Annotated in this window: 14 protein-coding genes; 3 read left to right on the top strand and 11 right to left on the bottom strand. The window is 74.3% G+C overall.

What is annotated here, in order from left to right; translation table 11 throughout:
- Positions 1–117 precede the first annotated feature (117 nt).
- From AQJ30_RS10665 to AQJ30_RS10650, 4 genes are all read right to left on the bottom strand, one after another.
- The gene (locus AQJ30_RS10665) at positions 118–1146 is read right to left on the bottom strand and encodes a 6-phosphofructokinase (protein WP_067231751.1); all 1029 of its coding nucleotides are present in this window, start codon (positions 1144–1146) and stop codon (positions 118–120) included.
- Positions 1147–1263: 117 nt separating this feature from the next.
- A complete protein-coding gene (locus AQJ30_RS10660) occupies positions 1264–1977 on the bottom strand; it encodes a response regulator (protein ID WP_067231749.1) in 714 nt (237 codons plus the stop codon).
- Positions 1974–3212 carry a MacS family sensor histidine kinase gene (macS, locus tag AQJ30_RS10655; RefSeq protein WP_067231747.1) on the bottom strand — a complete coding sequence of 413 codons (1239 nt, stop codon included), beginning with the start codon at positions 3210–3212 and terminating at the stop codon, positions 1974–1976. Before macS ends, AQJ30_RS10660 begins: the two co-directional genes overlap by 4 nt.
- A gap of 40 nt (positions 3213–3252) precedes the next feature.
- Positions 3253–4017, bottom strand: a complete 765-nt coding sequence (locus AQJ30_RS10650; RefSeq protein WP_067231744.1) for a lysophospholipid acyltransferase family protein — start codon at positions 4015–4017, stop codon at positions 3253–3255.
- A gap of 148 nt (positions 4018–4165) precedes the next feature.
- Between AQJ30_RS10650 and AQJ30_RS10645 the strand changes: the two genes are divergently transcribed.
- Positions 4166–4945 (top strand): alpha/beta hydrolase, encoded by a 780-nt coding sequence (locus AQJ30_RS10645; RefSeq protein WP_067231741.1) that lies wholly within the window; start codon positions 4166–4168, stop codon positions 4943–4945.
- Positions 4938–5501 carry a hypothetical protein gene (locus AQJ30_RS10640; RefSeq protein WP_067231739.1) on the top strand — a complete coding sequence of 188 codons (564 nt, stop codon included), beginning with the start codon at positions 4938–4940 and terminating at the stop codon, positions 5499–5501. The genes AQJ30_RS10645 and AQJ30_RS10640 overlap by 8 nt, the downstream gene beginning before the upstream one ends.
- A gap of 40 nt (positions 5502–5541) precedes the next feature.
- Here the strand turns inward: AQJ30_RS10640 and AQJ30_RS10635 are convergent, their stop codons facing one another.
- The 6 genes from AQJ30_RS10635 to AQJ30_RS10610 all read right to left on the bottom strand — a co-directional run bounded on the left by AQJ30_RS10635 (position 5542) and on the right by AQJ30_RS10610 (position 10635).
- Complete coding sequence (locus AQJ30_RS10635) at positions 5542–6297, bottom strand: endonuclease/exonuclease/phosphatase family protein (protein ID WP_067231737.1); 756 nt, start codon at positions 6295–6297, stop codon at positions 5542–5544.
- Positions 6298–6433: 136 nt separating this feature from the next.
- Entirely contained in the window at positions 6434–7387 is a 954-nt protein-coding gene (locus tag AQJ30_RS10630; protein WP_067231735.1) for an ROK family glucokinase, read from the bottom strand.
- Between the two features lie 53 nt (positions 7388–7440).
- Positions 7441–7989 (bottom strand): DUF5304 domain-containing protein, encoded by a 549-nt coding sequence (locus tag AQJ30_RS10625; RefSeq protein ID WP_067231732.1) that lies wholly within the window; start codon positions 7987–7989, stop codon positions 7441–7443.
- Positions 7990–8046: 57 nt separating this feature from the next.
- Entirely contained in the window at positions 8047–9219 is a 1173-nt protein-coding gene (locus AQJ30_RS10620) for an ArsA family ATPase (RefSeq protein ID WP_067231730.1), read from the bottom strand.
- A 44-nt stretch (positions 9220–9263) separates the two neighbouring features.
- Entirely contained in the window at positions 9264–9704 is a 441-nt protein-coding gene (locus tag AQJ30_RS10615) for an SRPBCC family protein (RefSeq protein ID WP_067231727.1), read from the bottom strand.
- Positions 9705–9840: 136 nt separating this feature from the next.
- A complete protein-coding gene (locus tag AQJ30_RS10610) occupies positions 9841–10635 on the bottom strand; it encodes a metallophosphoesterase family protein (RefSeq protein ID WP_067231724.1) in 795 nt (264 codons plus the stop codon).
- 296 nt (positions 10636–10931) lie between these two features.
- Here AQJ30_RS10610 and AQJ30_RS10605 point away from each other — a divergent pair, with 296 nt between their 5' ends.
- Positions 10932–12728, top strand: coding sequence for an AMP-dependent synthetase/ligase (locus tag AQJ30_RS10605; protein WP_067231722.1), 1797 nt, complete (start codon positions 10932–10934; stop codon positions 12726–12728).
- 69 nt (positions 12729–12797) lie between these two features.
- On the opposite strand, the gene AQJ30_RS10600 is transcribed toward AQJ30_RS10605, so the two are convergent.
- Positions 12798–13940: a glycosyltransferase family 4 protein gene (locus AQJ30_RS10600; RefSeq protein ID WP_067231719.1), complete on the bottom strand. Its 1143-nt coding sequence runs from the start codon at positions 13938–13940 to the stop codon at positions 12798–12800.
- Positions 13941–13949 lie beyond the last annotated feature (9 nt).

Raw genomic sequence — 13949 nt, 5'->3', positions numbered from 1 at the left:
CCTCGTGATCGCTCGGGCCGGCGGTGCCGGACGGGCCGACGGTGCCGAATATACGGCGGGGCGCCCGGGCCCGCCGGTCGCACGGGGTGCGCCGCTCGACGGTCCGGCCCCGTCGGGTCAGCCGAAGAACACCCCGATCTCCTCGTACAGCGCCGGGTCCACCGTCCGCGGCCGGCCCGTCGCCTCGCGCAGCGGGACCCGCACGACGTCGGTGCCGCGCAGGGCGACCATCGTGCCGAAGTCCCGCTCGTGCACGGCGTCGATGGCGTGCAGCCCGAAGCGGGTGGCGAGCCAGCGGTCGGCGGGGCTGGGCGAGCCGCCGCGCTGGAGGTGGCCGAGCACGGTCGTGCGGGCCTCCTTGCCGGTGCGGTGCTCGATCTCGCGGGCCAGCCACTCCCCCACCCCGGACAGCCGCACCTGGCCCGGTGTGCCGGCCGGCGTCCGGCCGAGCGCCGCCTCGCCCTCCTTGGGCACGGCCCCGTCGGCGACCACCACGATCGGCGAGTACGTCGCCTGGAAGCGGGAGGTCACCCAGCCGCACACCCGGTCGACGTCGAAGGGCTGCTCGGGGACGAGGATCACGTTCGCGCCGCCGGCCAGCCCCGAGTGCACGGCGATCCAGCCGGCCTCGCCGCCCATGACCTCCACGACGAGGACCCGCTTGTGGGACTCGGCGGTGGTGTGCAGCCGGTCGATCGCCTCGACGGCGACGCCGACGGCGGTGTCGAAGCCGACGGTGCGGTCGGTGCCGGGCAGGTCGTTGTCGATGGTCTTGGGCACGCCGACGACGGGCACCCCGTGCCCGTCCGCGAGGCGGGCCGCCGTGCCCAGGGTGTCCCGGCCGCCGATCGCGATCAGGCCCTCCACGCCGAGCTCGGCGAGGGTGTCGTGGATGCGGCGGGCGCCGTCCTCCCGGGCCAGCGGGTCGGTGCGCGAGGAGCCGAGGATGGTGCCGCCCCGGGGGAGGGTGCCGCGCACCGCGCGGATGTCGAGGGGGACCGTCTCCCCCTCCAGCGGGCCGCGCCAGCCGTCACGGAAGCCGACGAACTCGTGCCCGTGGACCTGGACGCCCTTGCGGACCACGGCCCGCACCACGGCGTTCAGGCCCGGGCAGTCGCGCCCTCCGGTCAGTACTCCGACGCGCATGGGGGTGCCTCCGCCCGGCCGACGACGCTTCATGGTCCACGCTAGCGGGGCGAGGGGGCCGCCGACGGCCCCTTCCGGCAGCCCGGCGCGGCCGCGGGGCTGCCGGGCGCCGCGCGTTCACTCGTCGTCCAGGCCCCGTTCGATCGCGTACCGCACCAGCTCGACGCGGTTGTGCAACTGGAGCTTGCCCAGGGTGTTCTGGACGTGGTTCTGCACCGTGCGGTGGGAGATGACGAGCCGCTCGGCGATCTGCTTGTAGCTCAGGCCCTTGGCGACCAGGCGCAGCACCTCGGTCTCGCGGTCCGTCAGCCGGGGCGCCCCGGGCCGGTCGGGGTCCGCGGCGGGCGCCGGCTCGGCGGCCAGGCGGCGGTACTCGCCGAGCACCAGACCGGCGAGACCGGGGGTGAACACCGGGTCGCCGACGGCCGTGCGGCGCACCGCGTCCACGAGTTCCTCGGTGGACGCCGACTTCAGCAGGTAGCCGGTGGCGCCGGACTTGACGGCCTCCAGGACGTCGGCGTGCTCCCCGCTCGCGGACAGCACCAGCACCCGCAGCGCCGGGTCGGCGGCGACGACCTCCTTGCAGACCTGGACGCCCGGCTTGGCGGGCAGGTTGAGGTCGAGCACGAGGACGTCGGGGGCGGCGGCCCGGGCGCGGCGCACCGCCTGGTCGCCGTCGCCGGCGGTGGCGACCACGTCGAAGCCCGCCTCGCCGAGGTCCCGGGCGACCGCGTCGCGCCACATGGGGTGGTCGTCGACCACCATGACGCGGATCGGCGCCCCGTCCCCGTTCACGGACCCGGTGTCCGTCCCCGTCCCGGTCTCGCTCATCGCTGTCCCGCCTTCCCCCGCGGTGTCGTCGGCGCCGCGTCCTTGGGCACCGTCAGTTCCACTTCCGTGCCCTGCCCCGGTGTGGAGACCAGCTCGGCGCTGCCGCCGAGGTCGCGCAGCCGGCCCCGGATGGACAGGGCCACCCCGAGCCGTCCCTCGCCCTCGGCCTGCGCGAGGCGGCCCTCGGGGATGCCGGGGCCGTCGTCCCGCACGGTGACGATCACCGCGCCGGGTTCGTCCTCGACCAGGATCCAGGCCCGGGCGTCGTCGCCGGCGTGCTGCCGTACGTTGTCCAGCGCGGCCCCGACGGCGGCGGCCAGCTCACGGGCGGCGGCCGGGGGCAGCAGCACCGGCGCCCCCGGGCCGGCGAGGCTGACCCGTTCGGCGGCGTACGGCGCGAGCAGCGCGCGCAGGTCGGCGGGGCCGTCGGCGCCGGGACCGTCGGGCACCTCGACCTCGCGCACCAGGGCTCCCTCGGCGGCGTCGTGCGAGACCCGGGAGACGGGCACGAGCCCGCCGGAGACCAGGGTGCGCAGCGCGACCTCCTGCTCGCCGGCCATCCGGCCCAGCTCGGCGGCCTCCCCGCCGAGGGCGGAGCCGCGGCGCTTCACCATCGCCAGCACCTGCAGGACGCTGTCGTGGATGTCCCGGGCGAGGCGCTCGCGCTCGCGGGTGGCGGCCTCGATCTCCAGGGCGCGGGCGAGGGTGCGCTCGGAGGCGCGGGCGACCTCGACGACGTAGCCGATGGCGATGGAGGCGACCCAGACCAGGAGCACGTTGTGCACGGTGTCGCGGGCCGGGTGGCCGCGTTCGACCAGGTTGGCGGCCGCGACGGGCGTGGAGGCGAGCACGGCCCAGCGCCAGCCGCCCCGCAGCGCGAAGGCGAGGACCGAGCCGGCGGTCCATATCGACGGCAGGGTGGGGCCGCCGTCCAGGATGTGCTGGTCGGTGACGACCAGCGGGGTCAGCACGATGCCGGTCAGCGCGACGGCCAGGTCGGCGGCGAGGAAGGGCTTGGTGCAGGCGGCCGCGTTGTGGACGCGGGGCAGGGTGGCGAGGGTCCAGACGGCGAGGACGGCGTAGTAGGCGATCGCGACGCCGGGCCGGTCGTAGTCGTCGTAGGCGGAGGCGAACAGGCCGACCGCGTAGAGCAGGGTCAGTACGCGGTACGCGGTGAGCGCGCGCCACAGCGGCAGCTCGACCGACATCCGCAGGACGCGCTCACGTCCGGCCATCTCCCCCGACCCCCTGGTCCCCGGCCTCTTCGGGCCCCGGCTACTGTTCCTCGGCCTTTTCCTTCTTGGCCTGGTCCTTCTCGGCCTGCGCGAGGGCCGCCCGCGCGGCCTTCTCCGCTTCCTTCTCGGCCTTGGCGGCGTCGGCGATCTGCCGCTTGGCGGCGGTCGCGTAGATGTCGACGTACTCCTGGCCGGAGAGCTTCATGATCTCGTACATGACCTCGTCGGTCACCGCCCGCAGCACGAACCGGTCGTGCTCCATGCCCTGGTAGCGGCTGAAGTCCAGCGGCTTGCCGATGCGGATGCCGGGGCGCATGACCTTCGGCATGACCTGGCCGGGCGGCTGGATCTTCTCGGTGTCGATCATGGCGACCGGGATCACCGGCGCGCCGGTGGCGAGCGCCACGCGCGCGAGGCCGCCGGGCTTGCCGCGGTAGAGGCGGCCGTCGGGCGAGCGGGTGCCCTCCGGGTAGATGCCGAAGAGCTCACCGCGCTCCAGCACCTCCATGCCGCTGCGCACCGCCGCCTCACCCGCGCCGCGCGCGCCGGAGCGGTCGACGGGGAGCTGGCCGACGCCCTTGAAGAAGGCGGCGGTGAGCCGGCCCTTCACGCCGGGCGTGGTGAAGTACTCGGCCTTGGCGATGAACGTCACCTTGCGGTCGAGGACCGCGGGCAGGAAGAACGAGTCCGAGAAGGACAGGTGATTGCTCGCCAGGATCGCGGCACCCTCGGCGGGGACGTTCTCCAGGCCCTCCACCCAGGGCCTGAAGATCATCTTCAGTGGCCCCCCGATGGAAACCTTCATCGCGCCGTACAACAACCGAGTGCCTCCTGTGTGTGTCGAACAGACCTTAACCCCAAGTGGCGTCCCGGAGCCCGACGGGCCTGGTCGGTGTCAGTGCGGTCGCGTACGGTGAACCACACGTCCCTTCATGAAGAACAGGAGACCGAAGGTGCCGGTCCTTCCTGGAGCCGAGCCGTACCGCCACGAGGGCGGGGAGACCGGGGTCCTCCTGTGTCACGGCTTCACGGGCTCCCCGCAGTCGCTGCGCCCCTGGGCCCGGTACCTGGCCGAGCGGGACCTGACCGTCTCCCTGCCGCTGCTGCCCGGGCACGGCACGCGCTGGGAGGACATGGCGGTCACCGCCTGGCCCGACTGGTACGCCGAGGTGGACCGCGAGCTGCGCCTGCTGCGCGAGCGCTGCTCCCGGGTGTTCGTGGCGGGCCTGTCGATGGGCGGCGCGCTGGCCCTGCGGCTGGCCGCGCGGCACGGGGACGCGGTCAGCGGCGTGGTCGTCGTCAATCCGGCGATCAAGGTGCACGGCCTGTCGGCGTACGCCCTGCCGGTGGCCCGGCACCTGGTGCGCACCACCCGGGGCATCGCGAGCGACATCGCCCTGGAGTCCTCGGCGGAACTGGGGTACGACCGGGTGCCGTTGCACGCCGCGCACTCCCTGCGGTCCTTCTTCCGGCTGGTGGACGGCGAGCTTCCCCAGGTGACCCAGCCGCTGCTGCTGTTGCGCAGCCTCCGGGACCACGTGGTGCCGGCCGTGGACTCGGCGCGGGTCCTCGGCCGGGTGTCGTCGACGGACGTGACCGAGATCCTGCTGGAACAGAGCTACCACGTGGCGACGTTGGACCACGACGCGGACCGGATCTTCGCGGAGAGCCTCGCGTTCATCGACCGGATCGCTGACCGTGTCGGTGAGGAAGGGACGACCGCAGGTGGCTGAGCACGACTCCGACCGTGAGGACGGCACCGAGCCCGAGGAGCAGAGCGTGCCCTTCGACGAGGCGGCCGCCTGGGCGGCGATCGTCGCGGGGTACGGCGACGAGCCCCCGGACCCGCCGGGTGCCAAGCCCTTCAAGTCGGTGGAGGACCTGGCGCTGCTGGAGCCGGAGACCAACGACGACGAGCCCGCGCCCGAGCAGCCCGCCCGGCCGGCGTCGCTGGGCGGCTCGGTGGCCTTCGCGCCCGGCGTCGGCCCGCGTGACTACTCGACGCCCGAGCCGGCCGAGGACGACCTCGGGGAGGACGACGAGGGCCACTTCGTGCCGCCGGAGCCGCCGCCGCTGCCCGCGGCCGACACCACGGCCAAGTTCGCCTGGCTCGCGGTGGTCGGCGGGCCGCTGCTGCTCCTGCTGGCGGTGCTGCTGCGCTGGGACATGACGTGGTGGCTGGCCACCACCGGCATCGGCGGCTTCCTCGGCGGCTTCGCGACGCTGGTGGTCCGCATGAAGACGGACGACGAGGACGACGGCGACCCGGGCCGGGGCGCGGTCGTCTGAGACACCGGCCACACGCACGACACCGGCCACCCGCGGAGCGCTAGGCGGCGGCAGGCACCCTGAGGGCGGCCAGGACCGGGAGGTGGTCCGTGGCCGCCCTCAGGTCCGCCCGGGACAGGCCGGGCAGCGCGTCCTCGGTGGGCACGCCGCAGCCGAGCACCTCGATGCCCGCGGTCGCGAAGACCGCGTCGATGCGCTTGCGCGGCTCGGCCGGGGTGAAGGTGTCCCCCGCGCCCCAGGGGGCGGCGGCCCGGCAGTCCCGGAGGGCGGCGGCCAGGCGGCTGAAGGTGCGTCCGCCCGGCTCCTCGTTGAGGTCGCCGCCGGCGATCGCGTGCTCCACGCCCAGCGCGGCGAGGTGGTCCAGGAGCAGCCCGCCGTGCTCGTACCGTTCGTTCGCGGTGAGGCCGAGGTGACAGCTGATCACGCCGAGGCGGGCGCCGCCGAGCCGGACGACCGCCGTCGCCAGGCCGCGGCGGACGTGACCGGGGGTCAGCGGGAGCAGGACGTCCTCGGTGCGCTCGACCGTGGCCCGCAGCGAGCACAGCAGCGCCGGTCCGGCCGCGGTGCCGCCGCCGGAGAGGACCACCAGGCCGGAGGCGCTCGCCAGCCGGGCCAGCTTCTTGCGCCAGCGGAAGAACCGGGGGGCCTCCTGCAGGAGGACCAGGTCGGGGGCGCAGGCGGAGACGACCCGGGCGAGGGCGTCGGTGTCGTCCTGCATCGAACGGATGTTGTAGCTCAGGACGCGGACGACGGCGGAACCGTCGGGTTCGGTACGGGAGTTGGGGAGCGGCTCCATGTGGATCAATGTACGCCCCGCGCCGCCGGACGCCGGTCCCGCGCGGCCGCGTACACCGCACGGACCCGGGCGCGGGTCCGCGCGGCCGCCGTCGGGTCGTGGCCGGCCGCGCGGTGTCCCGCGGAGCGAGGGTCCGTCACATGATCGGGTCGGGCTCCCGGGCCAGGTCGGCCGCGCCGACCAGACCGGCCTTGTTGCCGAGCCGGGCGGCGAGGACGTCGGCGACCGGGCGCCAGTTGCCGCCCACCAGCCAGCGCTTGTACGACTTGCGGATCGGGTCGAGGACGAGCTCGCCCTCGTCCGAGAGTCCGCCGCCGACGATGAACGCGGACGGGTCGAACAGCGAGGCCAGGTCGGCGAGGCCCGCGCCGACCCAGCGGGCCAGCTCGCGGTAGGAGTCGACGGCGACCGGGCAGCCCTGGCGGGCGGCCACGGAGATGTGCTTGCCCTCGATGCCGGTGGGGGTGCCGTCGCCCAGCCGCAGCAGGATCTCGGCCCGCTCGGGGGTGGCGTTGGCGCGCTGCTTGGCGTAGCGGACCAGGGCACGGCCGGAGGCGTACTGCTCCCAGCAGCCCTGGGAACCGCAGCCGCACAGCAGGCCGTCGGGCACCATGCGGATGTGGCCGAACTCGGCGGCGACGCCGAAGTGGCCGCGGCGCAGCTTGTTGCCGATGATGATGCCGCCGCCGAGGCCCGTGCCGAGGGTGATGCAGATGACGTTGCGGTGGCCCTTGCCCGCGCCGAACCGGTACTCGCCCCAGGCGGCCGCGTTGGCGTCGTTCTCCACGACGACCGGCAGGCCGGTGCGCTCCTGGACCTCGTCCTTCAGCGGCTCGTTGCGCCAGTCGATGTTCGGGGCGAAGTACACGGTGGAGCGCTGCCGGTTGACGTACCCGGCGGCACCGATGCCCACGCCGACGATCTCGTGCCCCGCACGCGCGCCCTCCACCGCCGAGGCGATGGCGTCCACGATGGCCTCGGGCGTGGTGGGGGTCGGCACCTTGAAGGTCGAGAGGATGTTGCCTTCCTCGTCGACCACGCCGGCCGCGATCTTCGTGCCGCCGATGTCGACGCCGATGGTGAGTCCCATGAATCCCTCAGTTCCGGTCGTGCCCCGCTACGGCCAACCGTACCCGAGGGGACTCAGTCCAAGTCGATGCGCTGGCCGGGGCCGGCGCCCGAGGGGCCGTCGTCGCCGGGGCCGCGCAGGTCGTCGAGGTCGCCGAGGTCCCGCTCACCCGCGGTCCAGCGCTTCTCCTGGGCCTGCACGGCGGAGCGGTAGGCGGCGAGGAGTTCGCCGCCCGCGGCCGCGAGGTGGTCGAAGACGTCCGGATTGCGTTCGATGACCGGTTCGACGGCGGACTTGGCCTGCTGGACGACCTGGCGCACCACCTGCTGGGCGGCGGGCCCGGCGACCGCGCCGAACAGCGGGGACTGCAGGCCGGCGAGCTTGTCGGCGACGGTGTCGACCAGCTTGCGCAGTTCCTCGGCGGCGGAGCCGGGGGGCGGGCCGTGCTGCGTGCGGCGGCGGGCCTTCTCGGCGGCCAGGTCCTCGGCGCAGGCGGTGGCCCAGGCGTCGGCGTCGGTGGCGCGCCCGGTCCGCTCCGCCTGCTCGGTCCGCTCGGCCTGCTCGGTCCGCTCGACGGGCTCGTCCGCGGCGCCGTCGGGGGCGGGTCGGTCTTCGCTGCTCATGACGGACTCCTGACTACGGCTCGTCCCTCCGACGTTACCCGAACGGCGGTAGCGCCTTCACGGGGTCCGCGGCCACAGGGCGGGATCGGGGGCGAACCGGATGCGCAGGACGCCCTCGCGCAGGGCGGCGCCGGCGACGGTGCAGCGGCGCAGCGCCGAGGGCAGGGGGACGATCCGGCGGAAGGGCCCGGCCGTCACGAGGAGTTCGTCACCGCGCCGGACCAGGTCGAGGGCGTCGCGTATGGCGCCGGGCAGGGGGATGTCCCAGACGAGCACGCCGTCGTCGGCGAGCCGGTCGTGCACCGGCCACTCGACCGGGTGACGGCCGGGGTTGACGGCCGGGGCGGCGAGCGCGGCGAGGTCGTCCGGGCCCCGCGGGTCGCGGCCGAGGTGGGCGACGGTGTGCACGGCGGTGCCGGCCGCCTGCCACTCGGCGAGGGTCTTGCGCTGCTGGGCGGCCAGCTCCGCGAAGGGACCGGACGCCCCGTCCTCGGGCAGGACCCGGTTGGCGACCAGGGACTCGGTGCGCAGGCCGCGCAGGGCGAGGCCGAGGCCCGCCTCACGGACGGCGTCGGCGCCGGCCGGCCCGGGTTCGGCGACGAGCCGGACGACGGTGCCGGGGTCGTTCACGACGGCCTCGACGGCGGCCAGTTCCAGGTCCCAGCGGGCGGCGGTGTCGTAGAGCCACTCGGCGGGCATGGGCACGCCGGCCAGGCGGCCGAGGACCGGGCGCAGGGCGCGGGCGGCCTGCCGTTCGGGGGGCAGCAGACGGCGCAGGTAGCGGCGCAGCTCCTCGGGCAGCGCGAGCAGGGCGAGGGCCTGGTGGGTGGGGGGCAGGTCGACGACGAGCAGGTCGTGGCGCTCGGCGAGGGCCGCGTCGCGCAGGGCGCGCAGCAGGGACAGCTCCTCGGCGCCGGGCAGCGGGGTGACCTCCTCGGGGTCGAGCCGCTGCGCGCCGAGCAGGTCGAGGACGGTGGTGGCCCGCTCCTGGAACGCGGTGAGGTCGGCGCGGAACGCGGCGGCCGGGTCGGGCCGCCAGGCGGTGATCCCCGGTCCGGCCGTCACGGGCACCGGTCCGGTCGGCACACCGAGCGCGGCACCGAGGGTGTCGCCGCGGTCGGCGCCGAGCACGAGGGTGCGGATGCCCTCTCGGGCGGCGGCGCGTGCGGTGGCGGCGGCGACCGTCGTACGGCCGCTGCCGCCGGGGCCGGTGATCAAGAGGGTGCGCATGGGGGTGAACGGTAGTGGACGGGCGCGGCCGCCCCGGGGAGCCGCTACGTGCCCGACTCGACCCGCTTCTTCAGCCCCGCGAGGGCACGGTCGATGATGACCTTCTCGGCCTTGCGCTTGATCATGCCGAGCATGGGGATCTTGACGTCGACGGTCAGCGAGTAGGTGACCTCGGTCGCCCCGGCGCCGGCCGGCCGCAGCACGTAGGAGCCGTCCAGGGAGCGCAGCATCTGCGACTTCACCAGCGTCCAGGAGACCGCGTCCTGCCCGGTCCAGGTGTAGGCCAGGGTCTGGTCGTCCTTGATGGCCCCGGCGTCCATGACGAGCCGCACCTGCTCGGCGCGGCCGGCCGCGTCGGTCGCGAGGACCTCCGCCTCCTTCACCTCGCCGGTCCAGTCGGGGTAGCGCGCGAAGTCGGAGATGACCGCCATCACGTCGGCCGGTGCCGCCTCGATCGTGATGCTCGAGCTGGTGTGTTCCGCCATCGCCGTGGCTCCTCCGGATGCGGGCCGCTGGAAAACCGCTGAAGAGTGTCCCGTGCGCCAAGCGTGCGCACGCGTGTGCAGCGTGAAGGCTACCGCGCGTTTGACCTGCCGCCTTCACCGCCTGCGCGGCGGCGTCTCACCACTCCAGCACCCACGGCTCGCCGGTCCCGGCGAAGTGGCCGACGTTCACGCACTCGGTCGCCCCGATCCGCATGCGCCGGGCCAGCGGCTGGTGGACGTGGCCGAACAGGGCGTAGCGCGGGCGGGTGCGCCGGATCGCCTCCAGCAGGGCGCGGCTGCCCCGTTCGAAGCGGCGCGCGACGGTGTCGTAGACCAGCTCGGGCACCTCCGGCGGGATGTGGGTGCACAGCACGTCCACCTCGCCGACCGCCTCGATCTTCGCGGCGTACTCCTCGTCGCTGATCTCGTAGGGGGTGCGCATCGGGGTGCGCAGGCCGCCGCCGACGAAGCCGAAGACGCGGCCGCCGATCTCGACCCGCTCGCCGTCCAGCACGGTGGTGCCGGGTCCGGCGTACTCCCGCCACAGCGGGGGCATGTCGACGTTGCCGTAGGTGGCGTAGGTCGGGGTGGGGAAGGCCGCGAACAGTTCGGCGTACTGCTTGCGCACCGCCTGCTCGATGACCGCGGCCCGGTCGTCGCCGACGCCCGCCCAGAGCCGGGCCCCGAAGGCGCGGGCCTCCTCGAAGCGCCGGGCGGTGCGCAGTTCGACGATCCGGTCGGCGTTCTCCACGCCGAAGAGGTCGGGGAAGATGCCGCGGGAGTGGTCGGCGTAGTCGAGGAAGAGGACGAGGTCCCCGAGGCAGACGAGTGCGTCCGCGCCGTCGCCCGCCCGGGCGAGGTCGCTGGCGTTGCCGTGCACGTCGCTGACCACGTGGACGCGCGTGCGGGTGCGGGCCGGTGTGGATGCCATGGCGATCAAGCGTAGGGCGTGTGCGGCGCGGGTGGACAGAGTCGGCCGGACCTGCGGTTACTGGTGAGTCAGTTGGTGGGTGGACTACCGTACGCGGAGCAACCCCCATCCGTGTGACGCAGCGAACATCTCGCCGGGACCCCCTGTCGAAGAAGCCATACCGGCGGGTAACGTCCGGGCAGTCCAGTCGTGCTCAGCAATTCAACATCTGAATGCGCGAGCACCGCCCGAGCCGTGGACCGCACCGTCGCATCACACAACGTCGTGGCGCCGGCGCCCTATGAGGAGCAGCAGTCTTGCGCGAGTTCAGCCTTCCGGCTTTGTACGAGGTCCCTGCGGACGGCAATCTGACCGACATCGTCCGCAGAAACGCCGCGCAGCACCCTGACGTCGCCGTGATCGCCCGCAAGGTCGGCGGGGCCTGGCAGGACGTGACGGCGTCCGCGTTCCTCGCCGAGGTGCAGGACGCCGCCAAGGGCCTCATCGCCTCCGGCGTGCAGCCGGGCGACCGGGTGGCCCTGATGTCCCGCACCCGCTACGAGTGGACGCTGCTCGACTTCGCCATCTGGAGCGCGGGCGCGGTCACCGTGCCGGTGTACGAGACCAGCTCCCCGGAGCAGGTGCAGTGGATCCTGTCCGACTCGGGCGCCACCGCGTGCGTCGTGGAGACCACCGGCCACGCGGCCGCCGTGGAGTCGGTGCGCGACACCCTGCCCACCCTCAAGCACGTCTGGCAGATCGAGGCCGGCGGGATCGAGGAGCTGGGCCGGGCCGGCAAGGACATCAGCGACGCCACGGTCGAGGAGCGCGGTTCGGTCGCGCGCGCCGACGACCCGGCGACCATCGTCTACACCTCGGGCACCACCGGCCGCCCGAAGGGCTGTGTGCTCACCCACCGCGCCTTCTTCGCCGAGTGCGGCAACGTCGTGGAGCGGCTGCGCCCGCTGTTCCGCACCGGCGAGTGCTCGGTGCTGCTCTTCCTGCCGCTCGCGCACGTCTTCGGGCGCCTGGTGCAGGTCGCGCCGATGATGGCGCCGATCAAGCTGGGGTGCGTCCCCGACATCAAGAACCTCACCGACGAGCTGGCGGCGTTCCGGCCGACGCTGATCCTGGGCGTGCCGCGGGTCTTCGAGAAGGTCTACAACTCGGCGCGCGCCAAGGCGCAGGCCGACGGCAAGGGCGCGATCTTCGACAAGGCCGCTGACGCCGCGATCGCGTACAGCAAGGCGCTGGACACCCCCTCGGGTCCGTCGATGGGCCTGCGGATCAAGCACAAGGTCTTCGACAAGCTGGTCTACGGCAAGCTGCGCGCGGTGCTCGGCGGGCGGGGCGAGTACGCCATCTCGGGCGGGGCCCCGCTGGGCGAGCGCCTCGGCCACTTCTTCCGCGGCATCGGCTTCACGGTGCTGGAGGGCTACGGCCTGACCGAGTCCTGCGCGGCCACCGCGTTCAACCCCTGGGACCGCCAGAAGATCGGCACGGTCGGCCAGCCGCTGCCCGGCTCGGTCGTGCGGATCGCCGACGACGGGGAGGTGCTGCTGCACGGCGAGCACCTGTTCAAGGAGTACTGGAACAACCCGGCCGCCACGGCGGACGCGCTGGCCGACGGCTGGTTCCACACCGGGGACATCGGCACCCTGGACGAGGACGGCTACCTGCGGATCACGGGCCGCAAGAAGGAGATCATCGTCACGGCGGGCGGCAAGAACGTCGCCCCGGCCGTCATCGAGGACCGCATCCGCGCGCACGCGCTGGTCGCGGAGTGCATGGTGGTGGGCGACGGGCGGCCGTTCGTGGGCGCGCTGGTCACCATCGACGAGGAGTTCCTGGGCCGTTGGGCCGCCGAGCACGGCAAGCCGGCGGGCGCCACCGCGGCGTCGCTGAAGGACGACCCGGACCTGCAGGCCGCGGTCCAGGCGGCGGTCGACGACGGCAACGCGGCGGTGTCCAAGGCGGAGTCGGTGCGCAAGTTCCGCATCCTGTCCGCCCAGTTCACCGAGGACTCGGGCCACCTCACCCCGTCGCTGAAGCTCAAGCGGAACGTCGTCGCCAAGGACTACGCGCACGAGATCGAGGCGATCTACGCCAAGTAGCGGCGCGGCGGGGCCCCCTGGCGGCCGGGTGCGCCCGGAGGGGCTCCCCCGGCCGCGGGGCCGGGTGGCTCAGAGGAGTTCCCTCAGCCTCTCGGCCAGGAGGTCCCAGCGCCACTTCTCCTCCACCCAGCGGCGGCCCCGCTCGCCCATCCGGCGGCGCAGCTCCGCGTCGCCCAGCAGGGTGACGACGCGCTCGGCGGTCTCCTCGGCCGAGCCGCCCCGCACCCCCCAGCCCGTCTCGCCGTCGAGCACCGCGTCCGGGGCGCCCCCCGAGTCGCCGGCGACGACCGGCAGACCCGTCGCGGACGCCTCCAGGTAGACGATGCCGAGGCCCTCCACGTCGAGGCCGCCGCGCCGGGTCCGGCAGGGCATGGCGAAGACGTCACCGGCGCCGTAGTGGGCGGGCAGCTCCGCCCAGGGGACCGCCCCGGTGAAGCGGACGGAGGCGGCCACGCCCGTGTCGGCCGCGAGGCGCCGCAGGTCCTTCTCGTACGGGCCGCCGCCGACGACCAGCAGCACGGCGTCGGGCTCGGCGGCCAGGATGCGGGGCATCGCCCGGATCAGCGTGTCCTGGCCCTTGCGCCGCACCAGCCGGGACACGCACACCACCACCGGACGGTCGGTCAGGCCCAGGCGGGCGCGCACCTCGTCGCCGCCGGAGCCGGGGTGGAAGGTCTTCTCGTCGACGCCGGGCGGCAGCTGCACCATCCGCGCGGCCGCCGCGGGCGTGAGCGCGGCGGCGATCCGGGAGCGGGTGTACTCGCCGAGGTAGGTGATCGTGTCCGTGCCCTCGCCGATCCGGCGCAGCAGCTGCCGGGCGGCGGGCAGCTGGGCCCAGCCGGCCTCGTGGCCGTGCGTGGTGGCCACCAGCCGCTCGGCGCCCGCCCGGCGCAGGGCCGGGGCCATCAGGCCGAGCGGTGCCGCGGCCCCGAACCACACGGACGTGCAGCCGTGCTCGCGCAGCAGCCGGACGGCCGTCCTGGTCGCGCCGGGCGTGGGCAGGAGCATCGTCGTACGATCGCGTACGACGGTGAAGGGCTGTTCCGCGTCGAAGGCGGCCGTCGCCTCCGCGCCCTCCCGGCCGCGCTTCCAGGTGGAGGCGTACACGACGAGGCGCTCGGGGTCCAGGCGCAGCGCCATGTTGTGCAGGAAGGCCTGGATGCCGCCCGGCCGGGGCGGGAAGTCGTTGGTCACGATCAGCGTCTTGTGCATCGCCGCCGA

Origin of the sequence: Streptomyces longwoodensis (assembly GCF_001514125.1) — a bacterium.
In the GTDB taxonomy this organism is placed as follows: Bacteria; Actinomycetota; Actinomycetes; order Streptomycetales; family Streptomycetaceae; genus Streptomyces; species Streptomyces longwoodensis.
The sequence above is the reverse complement of the archived record's forward strand: the minus strand, read 5'-3'. Positions and strand labels throughout refer to the sequence as shown.

Bases quoted from the DNA above. Each gene is read 5' to 3' on its own strand.
- AQJ30_RS10665 (WP_067231751.1), bottom strand. From the start codon at position 1,146: ATGCGCGTCGGAGTACTGACCGGAGGGCGCGACTGCCCGGGCCTGAAC.
- AQJ30_RS10660 (WP_067231749.1), bottom strand. From the start codon at position 1,977: ATGAGCGAGACCGGGACGGGGACGGACACCGGGTCCGTGAACGGGGAC.
- macS (WP_067231747.1), bottom strand. From the start codon at position 3,212: ATGGCCGGACGTGAGCGCGTCCTGCGGATGTCGGTCGAGCTGCCGCTG.
- AQJ30_RS10650 (WP_067231744.1), bottom strand. From the start codon at position 4,017: ATGAAGGTTTCCATCGGGGGGCCACTGAAGATGATCTTCAGGCCCTGG.
- AQJ30_RS10635 (WP_067231737.1), bottom strand. From the start codon at position 6,297: ATGGAGCCGCTCCCCAACTCCCGTACCGAACCCGACGGTTCCGCCGTC.
- AQJ30_RS10630 (WP_067231735.1), bottom strand. From the start codon at position 7,387: ATGGGACTCACCATCGGCGTCGACATCGGCGGCACGAAGATCGCGGCC.
- AQJ30_RS10625 (WP_067231732.1), bottom strand. From the start codon at position 7,989: ATGAGCAGCGAAGACCGACCCGCCCCCGACGGCGCCGCGGACGAGCCC.
- AQJ30_RS10620 (WP_067231730.1), bottom strand. From the start codon at position 9,219: ATGCGCACCCTCTTGATCACCGGCCCCGGCGGCAGCGGCCGTACGACG.
- AQJ30_RS10615 (WP_067231727.1), bottom strand. From the start codon at position 9,704: ATGGCGGAACACACCAGCTCGAGCATCACGATCGAGGCGGCACCGGCC.
- AQJ30_RS10610 (WP_067231724.1), bottom strand. From the start codon at position 10,635: ATGGCATCCACACCGGCCCGCACCCGCACGCGCGTCCACGTGGTCAGC.
- AQJ30_RS10600 (WP_067231719.1), bottom strand. From the start codon at position 13,940: ATGCACAAGACGCTGATCGTGACCAACGACTTCCCGCCCCGGCCGGGC.